9 protein-coding genes are annotated in these 6,902 nt (G+C 26.4%); all 9 read right to left on the bottom strand.

Annotated features, from left to right (window positions below):
* Window positions 1-208: 208 nt before the first annotated feature.
* Complete coding sequence (locus tag VJ881_10955) at window positions 209-541, bottom strand: hypothetical protein (protein HKL76571.1); 333 nt, start codon at window positions 539-541, stop codon at window positions 209-211.
* Window positions 542-670: 129 nt separating this feature from the next.
* On the bottom strand, window positions 671-1,162 hold the full coding sequence (locus tag VJ881_10960) for a GNAT family N-acetyltransferase (protein HKL76572.1): 492 nt from the start codon (window positions 1,160-1,162) through the stop codon (window positions 671-673).
* A 35-nt stretch (window positions 1,163-1,197) separates the two neighbouring features.
* Window positions 1,198-1,557 carry a hypothetical protein gene (locus VJ881_10965; protein ID HKL76573.1) on the bottom strand — a complete coding sequence of 120 codons (360 nt, stop codon included), beginning with the start codon at window positions 1,555-1,557 and terminating at the stop codon, window positions 1,198-1,200.
* A 24-nt stretch (window positions 1,558-1,581) separates the two neighbouring features.
* Window positions 1,582-2,787, bottom strand: a complete 1,206-nt coding sequence (locus tag VJ881_10970) for a GNAT family N-acetyltransferase (GenBank protein ID HKL76574.1) — start codon at window positions 2,785-2,787, stop codon at window positions 1,582-1,584.
* A gap of 36 nt (window positions 2,788-2,823) precedes the next feature.
* A complete protein-coding gene (locus VJ881_10975; GenBank protein ID HKL76575.1) occupies window positions 2,824-4,038 on the bottom strand; it encodes a M28 family peptidase in 1,215 nt (404 codons plus the stop codon).
* Window positions 4,005-4,301 (bottom strand): hypothetical protein, encoded by a 297-nt coding sequence (locus VJ881_10980; protein ID HKL76576.1) that lies wholly within the window; start codon window positions 4,299-4,301, stop codon window positions 4,005-4,007. The genes VJ881_10975 and VJ881_10980 overlap by 34 nt, the downstream gene beginning before the upstream one ends.
* A 61-nt stretch (window positions 4,302-4,362) precedes the next feature.
* A complete protein-coding gene (locus tag VJ881_10985; GenBank protein ID HKL76577.1) occupies window positions 4,363-5,505 on the bottom strand; it encodes an alpha/beta fold hydrolase in 1,143 nt (380 codons plus the stop codon).
* 118 nt (window positions 5,506-5,623) lie between these two features.
* A complete protein-coding gene (locus VJ881_10990) occupies window positions 5,624-6,610 on the bottom strand; it encodes a phosphotransferase (protein HKL76578.1) in 987 nt (328 codons plus the stop codon).
* Window positions 6,611-6,635: 25 nt separating this feature from the next.
* On the bottom strand, window positions 6,636-6,902 hold a 267-nt coding region (locus VJ881_10995), incomplete at its 5' end, for a hypothetical protein (protein HKL76579.1).

Genomic DNA, 6,902 nt, shown 5'->3' on the forward strand with positions numbered 1-6,902 from the left:
TATTATATTGCAGTTCAGAGCCTGTAATTTCTTTTTTTACAAGAACTCCATCTGTATGGGTTCCTCCAACATCTATTCCTAAAATCATTAAATCACTCCTTTTTTACTCTCTTCAAAATATATTATATAAAATTTTATAAAAAAATAAAACTGCTAAAGATTAATTAATCTTTAGCAGTTAAAGGTGAGTTATATAAATTTTTAAAAATTATTTATATACTTTTTCTAGTTTTTCTTCTTTGATTATTAATGCTGTTTTGCAAATGCCTTCTGCTATACTATCAAAGTCAGGCACTTTACCATATTGAGCAAATATAGTTTCAGGTCTACCATCATTAATTAATATTCCATCCACCTGTTTTAAATCATCTTCAGCAATTATATTTATTCTCCAACCTTCTTCCATCAAATTTTCTACTATATTCCAAATTTCAGATAAAAAATCAGTGTCTTCTAAATTTTTAATATTAGTTTCAAATTTTTCATTAATTGAATTAATTAACTTATCTTCATCTAAATTTAAAATCTCTTTTCTATTCATATTTTCACCTCTTTTTAAATTTAAAGGCAAGATTATTAAAATTAATTGAAACTGATTTTCATTTACTAAAATTATATCCAATAGTATATTTTTTGTCAAATGTTTATAACTATATTGAGATTAAATTATCTAAAATTTAGAACTTCTTCTTTCTAATAAAGCTACATCTCTCCAATTTCCTTCTGAACTTTTACCTAATTTTTCTCTAATACCAATTAATCTAAACCCAAATTTTTTATGGAGATATATACTTATTTCATTTTCTGGAAATATTTTTGCTTCTAAAGTCCAAAATCCAGCATCTTCTGATTTTTTTATCAATGATTTTAATAATTTTTTCCCAAATCCATTCCCCTGGTATTCAGGATCTATATAAATACTTACTTCTGCAACTCCTTCATAAGCTTTCTTTTTGTAAACTGGACTTAAAGCAGCCCAGCCATAAATTTTTTCTTTATTTTTGATAACCAATCTACATTTTTTAAAATGACCTTTATCCCATTCTTTCCAATTAGGGGGATTATTATCAAAAGTTGCATCACCGCTTTTTATTCCCTTTTCATATATTTTTTTGACCTGATTCCAATCTGTTTTTTTCATTTTCTTAATTTCATAATTCATCTAAAAAACACCTCATAAAATATATATTAGTATACTTACTGTCTCTTTTTAATCCAGTTAAGAATAAAAAGTATTCCTATTAAAAAAGCAGGCCCTGCAATTGTTAAACTCCAGATGAAAAGTGTAGTTATTTCTACTCTTCCAATTATCATGAATATATAATATAATCCACCTGCAATAAAGACTATTCCTCCAACTATCTCTATTTTCCAGCTAATTATTAATACCACTATTAATATCAAAACAGGAATATTATGAATAAAAAATCCTAGCATTTGCTCTGAAAAACTTAGTTCAGGAGAAAAAACATCTAATGAGAATAAAAATAAAAAACAAATAAAAAGAATACTCAGGATTCTTGGCGCCCAGTATAAATACTTATTTATTTTTCTCATTTAAAAAACTCCTCTCATAACTACTTAATAGTTAACATAAAAGTGACCTTTCATATTAGTAAATAATTCTTTTACAATATCTTTATATTTATCTTTAACATAACAGTCAGGTAAAAAATCTGTAATTTCTTCAATTTGTTTTTCATCAAAAAATAACTTCACCGCTCCCTGTGGAGTAAAAGCTAAATCACTATCCAACTCATCTCTATTCAACTTCTGCAAATTAATTTTACCATTATTAATTTTAATTTGTATCATTTCTTTATAATTATCATAATTTAAGGTTAATTCTTCATTACTATAAATAGTATTTTTAATTCTTTTTTCTAAAATAGGTTTTATTTTATTTAACAACTTAAATTCATCAATTATTTTTAATTGATATGAATACCATCTTCCACCTGTAGAGCCAATACTTTTAAGATATTTAACAAACTTATTATTTTCTTTTAAATCTGTAGTTATTTTTTTATGTCCTTCATCTTTAAAATATTTTATAAGTGACTCATATTGATCAAAAGTAAGATTATTTGATATATCGGAAATATGAATTTCATCTCCTATATCCATAGTTAAGTAACCTATTTTATTCTCTAAATTCTCGATAATATAATAATCTTTTTTAACCGGATCAGAAAGATAATTATTTAATTGAGCTTTAATAATTTTTCTATCTTTTATTTTACATAAATCATAACTATCAACAGTATTTTTATATGATTTAATTAAAAAATCAATATCTTTACTTTCAGCTTTTCTTAATTTTAAATTATTATTATTATTGAGATCAAGATCAAAAAGATCTATTTTTTCATTAGTCATTTCCACTGCATAATTAAATCCATAACGCCTATAAAAATAAGGAATTCCTTCAATTACTGCTAAATTATAATTTAACTCTTTACATTTTTCAAAAAACATCTCAGTTAATTTATTATTTATTTTCTGACCACGATATTCAGCAAGAGTACCTGCAATACCATATTCTGCTGTTTTTAAAATAACATCACCGTATTTTACTGGTGTATCAAGTAGGCATAAAATACCAACATACTTCTCTTTTAGCTGATCATAAGCATAAAAGTAAATATTATCTTCTTTTTTTGGTGATCTATAAAATAGATCGTCAGCTAATTCATATACCTCTTGATCAAATATTTTCTTAATCATATTTTTTAAACCTTCAAAATCCTTTTTGGTTCTGGCAATTTTATATATAATATTACTCATAAATTATTCCTCCATTCGATTATGCTTCTCACTAAACTAAATGTCCTTAATAATATTGATTAGTATATCTACAATTTCAATTATTTTATCAATGTCCACTATACCGATATTGTCTTTTTTTGTATGAGTAATATCCTGACTTTTATCACTTTCTGTAAACCATTCCGAGGAAACTGCAATTGCTGGTATATCATGTTGTAAAAAGATACTATGATCGCCCTGTTCCCATTGTACTCCTTCTTTTACATTCTGATAATCCTTAATACTACTCAATGCCAGATTTTTTAATTTTTCTGGTAAATCAAAAAAAGAAAAGGTGGTTTTCCCTTGTTCATAAGCTGCACCATCAATATTAATGTTAAGTAAAATACTTTCAAAATTTCCTTTGTTTTCTTCAATGTATTTCATCTGGCCAGGAACTGCATAATAATCTTCACCATTGAATGCAACCAATTCTATTTGTTTATTTCCGTCGTAATTTTGTAACAATTCTGCAAGTATTAGTAAAACAGTTATACCTGTAGCATTATCAGTTGCACCGGGCGTCCCTTTTTTAGAATCTATATGAGCTGTAACAACAATTCTTTTATTACCTACTGCTCCAATACTTCCAACAACATTGTATCCATAGCTGGATATTCTTTTAGATGAAATTTTCAGGGAAACATTTTTTCCAACAAAACTAATAATTTTTTTACTCTCTTCTTCTGTCATATATACCGAAGGAATATCAAAATCCCCATCTTCGATAAGTGGGAAAGGATAAACTCCTCCTGCAAGCGAAGTATTTCTATTTGTTGCACAAATAATTGCTGAAGCCCCTGATTTTTCTATTGCTGCTACTATCCTTTGATGTTCTTCAGGATTATAAAAAACAAAATTTTTGGGCATAAGCTGTTCTTTTGCTAGTTCTCCATGAATTAAAAGAATTTTATCCTTAAAATTTCCATTTTCTAATTCTGATATCATTGATACACTTTTTAATTGGCTTGTCCCTTGAAAACCAAGTGAATACGGACTCACTTTAACCCTATAATCTTGGTTATTAACTTGCAAAACTGCTCCACCGTTTTTCCAGTCAATTGCACTAAACTCCTGGGATATTGTTTGCCAGCCGAAAAAATTTAATTTTTTCTCAAAATAATCGCTTGCCTGCCTGTTGCCTTCACTACCAACAACTCTTTCTGCTATTTTGATACATAGTTTATTCATATATTCTATACATCTTTCTTTACACTTTGCTTTATCCATTTATTACCTCCATTTTTGACTAAAGCAATTTCAGCTGTTTTCTTTTCAATATCATACAAATTCTTTAATTTCATATATTCATTTAAATCTTTAGCAAGAATCGAATGACCTTCCTTTGCTTCTACATATAGTTCTTTTTTATATTTTTTTATTTCTTTCTTTATAAAATCAACTTCATTATCATCCAATTGTTTTCCATCTTTTTCAAATTGAAATTTAATAACTGATTCTGCAGGAAGATCCCAGTACTTAAATAAATTCACTATCTGGTCTCATATTATCATCATATTCATTTGTACTCAATTTTTATCCCCAAATTATAATTTAACATTTATCATCTAACCAATCTATAACTGTATCCAGCATAAGCTGTATATTACCTATTTGACAATGATTATCAGCTTGTTCATCTTTTGTAAATACTCTTTCAGTAAGTGACTTCACATTAGTTAACGCCCTTTTTTGCATTTTGTGCATTTTAAATGGAATAAAATGATCATTTTTAGCTGTCATCAAAAAAACATTTTGCTTGACTAATTCTGAATAAAGATTTGATTCATTCAAGTTCATTGCATATTCAAATGCTTCAACTGGATTATCATTTTGAGTAATATGCATCAAATTTCTTATCTCCCAACTTTTCTTCCCACCTTTTTTAACTTGTTTTTTAAAGGATTTTATTGTATAATCTCTAAAAAATTTAATGAAAAAGATCATTAACCAACGAGCAATAGCCGGTGGGATTTTCATATAATCTATTGCATGACCAGTAGCTATTACATTTTTGATCCGGGGCTCAAATGCCGAAGCTCTTAAACAAAACCACCCTCCCATAGAAATTCCAAAAATGGATACATTATCTATATCAAAATAATCTAAAATCGTTTTAACAGGTTTTTCCCACCTATAGTCTAAAGCTAATCCTTGCTTTATTAAAACTTTCCCCTGGCCAGGCCCTTCAAAACCTAAAACTTCAAAACCATAATCTCTAAGGTATTTCATCATATAATAAAACTCTTCAATAAAAGAATCAAAACCACCATGTAATAGTATTGTCCCTTTTTTCTCTTTTTCAGGTATTAATCTAATTACAGGTATATATCCAGACTCATATGGTACTTCAAGTATCTCTTTTTTATCCTCCACAATAGCTTTATAAAATAACTCGGAAAATTTATCATATAAATATTCCTTTTCAAATTTCTCGAATGTATAAAATTCAGCTGCACGATAATAAATAGCCGCATTCATAACTTTGTCTTCTGAAATAGCTTTTTCTGCAAATTTTCTCATTTCTGCTTTCCATTTTTTAAATGAATCAATTTTTTTCCCAATCATTTTAAAATCTTCAAAATTTGCAAACCCCAATGAATACCAGCGATTAAGTTGAAAATTAAACACTTGTTTTTCATTAAAATTAAAATAACCAACAGGAAAAGATATATCTTGCCCCTTATTTCTATTCATAATTTTAAATCACTCCATTATATATTTTAAAATTATAATGCCTGCAATTATTTCTACTTTCATTAACTGTCCTGAATTAATTATCCCAAAGATTTGAGGTATACTTTCTGTAATAAACTCAATTAGCAAATAAAGTAATTTGCTTATTATAATCTATATCAACAAAGGGTATATCATTTTTTATACGATACTCAGCTGCTTCTATATAATCTTTCTGCCAATTTCCTAATTCTGGATAATAACTTCTATATATAGAACTTAATAAAATAAATTCTCGCAATCTAAAAAACAAAGGTAATTTTTCAATCCAAAAAATATCAATTTCATTCTCTTGCTTATAACCAGTAATAAATTTTTTAAAAAGTTTTTTATTATATTCAATATCCATATTTTTTGGATCTCCACCTAAAAGATAATAAAATAAATATACTGCAATATCATATATAAACCAATTATACTCACATTCATCAAAATCTATTACTGTGATTTTATCATTATCATATATTAAATTACCAAAAAAATAATCACCATGAGTTAATCCATAAGAATCTTTATTAGTAGGCAATTCACCTAATCCTTCTTTAAATTCTTCCAAATTCTTAATGATTTTTTTATCTGGAATAACATTTTCAGCTATTTCTAAATATTGATTATCATCCCAGCTATCTCTTTTAAATTTAATATTTGTATTTTTTGAAGCTTTGTGTATTTTACCTAATGCTTTCCCTGCATTATAAAAATTCTGATCAGTATGCTCTTTTTTATTCCAATCCACACCTTTAGCTTTCTCAAAAACTGTAAGAAAATATAATTCTTCATTACTTTCAATTTCTTCTATAAACTTATTGGATAATATTTTTAAAGGTTTAGCAATTGGTACATTATAATCATCCAAAATCTTTATAAATTTTATTTCTTCCTTTAGTTCAATTTTATTTCTATGAGAGGGATGACTTAAACGCAATATATAACTTTTATTATCTATAATTCCTTCATAAACAAAATTTTGGTATCCATTTAATTCTTTTAAATTACTAACATTATATTTATCTTTCAGTTCATAATATATTTTATTTCTAATATCCTCTCTAATATGCTCTTTCATATTATCTCCACCTTATATCTATCTTTTATATAATTTTTTCTTCAAATAAATCTCTTAAAGCAAAGGCAATATCTGCAACATACCAATAATAAGAACAATCATCAAAATCTAATATATTAATCTCATTTTCTGGTAAACTTTCATCAATAAGATTTGCCCGAATACATAACATTATGTTTGTTTTTTCGGGGATTTTTAATGAATTAAAATCATAATCAATTTGTTCAACAATTTCAATGGCTTTCTTATCATTCAAAATAGGGTTTTCTTTTTTACTTTCCAGAGCTTTTCC

The sequence above is a fragment of the Halanaerobiales bacterium genome (assembly GCA_035270125.1).
Classification (GTDB): domain Bacteria; phylum Bacillota; class Halanaerobiia; order Halanaerobiales; family DATFIM01; genus DATFIM01.

What these genes read in the sequence shown, in the direction of transcription:
- VJ881_10955 (HKL76571.1), bottom strand. Translation starts at nt 541, where the DNA reads ATGAATAGAAAAGAGATTTTAAATTTAGATGAAGATAAGTTAATTAAT.
- VJ881_10960 (HKL76572.1), bottom strand. Translation starts at nt 1,162, where the DNA reads ATGAATTATGAAATTAAGAAAATGAAAAAAACAGATTGGAATCAGGTC.
- VJ881_10965 (HKL76573.1), bottom strand. Translation starts at nt 1,557, where the DNA reads ATGAGAAAAATAAATAAGTATTTATACTGGGCGCCAAGAATCCTGAGT.
- VJ881_10970 (HKL76574.1), bottom strand. Translation starts at nt 2,787, where the DNA reads ATGAGTAATATTATATATAAAATTGCCAGAACCAAAAAGGATTTTGAA.
- VJ881_10975 (HKL76575.1), bottom strand. Translation starts at nt 4,038, where the DNA reads ATGGATAAAGCAAAGTGTAAAGAAAGATGTATAGAATATATGAATAAA.
- VJ881_10985 (HKL76577.1), bottom strand. Translation starts at nt 5,505, where the DNA reads ATGAATAGAAATAAGGGGCAAGATATATCTTTTCCTGTTGGTTATTTT.
- VJ881_10990 (HKL76578.1), bottom strand. Translation starts at nt 6,610, where the DNA reads ATGAAAGAGCATATTAGAGAGGATATTAGAAATAAAATATATTATGAA.